Origin of the sequence: Baaleninema simplex PCC 7105, assembly GCF_000332355.1 — a bacterium.
GTDB classification, from domain to species: Bacteria; Cyanobacteriota; Cyanobacteriia; order Cyanobacteriales; family Geitlerinemataceae; genus Baaleninema; species Baaleninema simplex.
The window spans coordinates 216,932-219,456 of the sequence record NZ_KB235962.1 but is presented as its reverse complement, the minus strand read 5'-3'; the positions used below and the strand labels follow the sequence as shown (position 1 = coordinate 219,456).

Sequence of the window (2,525 nt, the reverse complement as noted above, 5' to 3'; positions counted from 1 at the left end):
TGGGATGTCAAGACCGGACGATATTTAGGTTATTTGGGTTGGATGTCAAGAATGGCAGTCAGCGCTGATGGGAAGCTTCTGGTGGGTGCCTATTTAAGTGACTTAAAGATAAAAGACCTAATTCGCGTGCGGGCCAAGCAGACTATGCCGACCAAGCAGACGATAAGTACACCTCGAAATGTCATTTCAGCCGTCGCCATCTCTCCAGACAGTTCGTTAAGTCTAAGCGGACATCACAACGGTGAAATTAATCTATGGAACACTCACTCAGGTCAAAACCAAGGTATTTTGAAGGGACATTCCGATACCGTTAAAGCCCTAGCGATCGCCCCCAACGGAAAGGTTTTAGCCAGTGGCGGAAACGAACGAGTCATTAAATTGTGGGATCTCGCCACTCAAACGGAAATCTGCACCCTCACCGGTCACACAGAATATGTGAAGGCTCTGGCGTTTAGTCCAGACAGCAAACTTTTAGTGAGTGGGAGTTTGGATAAAACCCTTAAAATTTGGGGAGCGGCTTGAACCGCTCAAACGACTACAGATGCTATACCATCACTTTCAGTGTCTAAACACATTAACGAGTCATTCAAGGGGAGTCCAAGCCTTAGCGCTCAGTCCCGATGGGAGATTCTTGGTGAGTGGGGGTTCAGATGCAACGCTTAAATTTTGGAGCCTTCCCAGCGGACAGGAACAACAAACGTGGAAGATTCATCGAAATATTGTCGCGACCATTGCCTTGAGTCCAGATGGAAAAACCCTAGCTAGTGGCAGTCGGGACGAAACGGCTAAGCTAGTCGATCTCCAAACGGGAGAAATCCAACACACACTCAGAAGCTTCGGGGAACAAGGCCATCCTCAAATTGCCTCAGTAGCTTTCAGCCATGACAGCCAAATTTTGTTCATGGGAACTGATGGAGGCAGTGCTTCCTATTGGGATGTCAAGACCGGACAACATTTAGGTTATTTGGGTTCAATGTCAAGAATGGCAGTCAGCGCTGATGGGAAGTTTCTGGTGGGTGCCTATTTAAGTGACTTAAAGATAAAAGACCTAATTCGCGTGCGGGCCAAGCAGACTATGCCGACCAAGCAGACGATAAGTACACCTCGAAATGTCATTTCAGCCGTCGCCATCTCTCCAGACAGTTCGTTAACTTTAGGCGGACATAATAATGGAGAAATTTACCTATGGAACACTCACTCAGGTCAAACTCAAGGTGTTTTGAAGGGACATTCCGATACCGTTGAAGCCCTAGCGATCGCTCCCAACGGAAAGGTTTTAGCCAGTGGTGGAGACGTCATTAAATTGTGGGATCTCGCAACTCAAGCGGAAATCTGCACTCTTACCGGTCATACAGGATATGTAATGGATCTGGCATTTAGTCCAGACAGCAAACTTTTAGTGAGTGGGAGTTTGGATAAAACCCTTAAAATTTGGGGAGCGGCTTAAGATACAGTGTAGAGTTAAGAGTGTAGAGTTGGGAGGAATAAGATGAGTCAAAGTCAGTGGAATTGCACGAACACGCTGTCTGGACATGAGGGAGGTGTCAATGCCCTCGTCTTGCGTCGAGACGGACGGTTACTGGTCAGCGGTAGCGAAGATACAACCATAAAATTTTGGGATATGCTGACGGAACAAAAAATACAAAGCTGGCAGATCCACAAACAGGCAGTCACGACACTGGCACTCACGAAAGATGGAATTTTTGTAGCCAGTGGAAGTGAGGATGGCGCGGTAAAGGTTACGGATATTCCTCGTGGAAAAATCAAGCATATCTCGGAACCTCGAGGAAGAATAACATCTATCCCGAAGAAAATTCCTGTGACGTCAGTTGTTTTCAGTCCAGACGATAAGATTGTATACCGGGGAAATTGCGAAGATCGAGTTTGTTCTTGGGAAGTTCAAACTGGCGATCTTAATTTTAAAAAGCTCGGTCATGTCTACGATCCTGAATCGATCGGTCTAGCTCGTATGGTCGTGAGTACAAATTCCTCCGTATTAGCCGGTATCGGTATCCGACTCAGAATCTTGGAAGTTTGGGATTTGGGGGAACCAAAAGACAAGCGGCGGTATTGTATGGCGATGAATCACGAGACCTCATCTCTCGCCATCACGCCCAACGGAGAAATTATTTTTATCGGAGACGATCGCGGTAACGTTCACATCTACAACACTCAAATTTTTCAAAAACTCTGTATTCTGGAAGGACATTCGGGTGTGGTTTGCAGCCTCGCCGTTAGTCCCGATAGAAAAGTGTTAGCCAGTGGGGGAGAAGATACAACAATTAAGTTGTGGAATCTCGAGACTCAAACTGAAATTTGCACGCTCAGCGGTCATACAGAAGCGGTGAAAGCGCTGACGTTTAATTTAGATGGAACCGGTTTAATCAGTGGGAGTCAGGATACAACTATTAAAATTTGGGGAGCTTGACAAGTATTGAAGCGTATAGAGTGAAGAAAAAGGTGCATCTCACTTTTGCACCCGGAACCCCACCCATCCTCCCCTTAGTAAGGGGAGGTGCCGAAGG

Annotated in this window: 3 protein-coding genes; all 3 read left to right on the top strand. The window is 46.6% G+C overall.

The window, feature by feature from the left end; translation table 11 throughout:
* On the top strand, positions 1-522 hold a 522-nt coding region (locus tag GEI7105_RS34005), incomplete at its 5' end, for a WD40 repeat domain-containing protein (protein ID WP_375339045.1).
* Between the two features lie 19 nt (positions 523-541).
* Entirely contained in the window at positions 542-1,447 is a 906-nt protein-coding gene (locus GEI7105_RS34000) for a WD40 repeat domain-containing protein (RefSeq protein ID WP_017663339.1), read from the top strand.
* 42 nt (positions 1,448-1,489) lie between these two features.
* Positions 1,490-2,428, top strand: a complete 939-nt coding sequence (locus tag GEI7105_RS35595) for a WD40 repeat domain-containing protein (RefSeq protein ID WP_071592151.1) — start codon at positions 1,490-1,492, stop codon at positions 2,426-2,428.
* Positions 2,429-2,525 lie beyond the last annotated feature (97 nt).

Excerpts from the sequence above, each read along its gene's own strand:
- GEI7105_RS34000 (WP_017663339.1), top strand. The coding sequence starts at position 542 with ATGCTATACCATCACTTTCAGTGTCTAAACACATTAACGAGTCATTCA.
- GEI7105_RS35595 (WP_071592151.1), top strand. The coding sequence starts at position 1,490 with ATGAGTCAAAGTCAGTGGAATTGCACGAACACGCTGTCTGGACATGAG.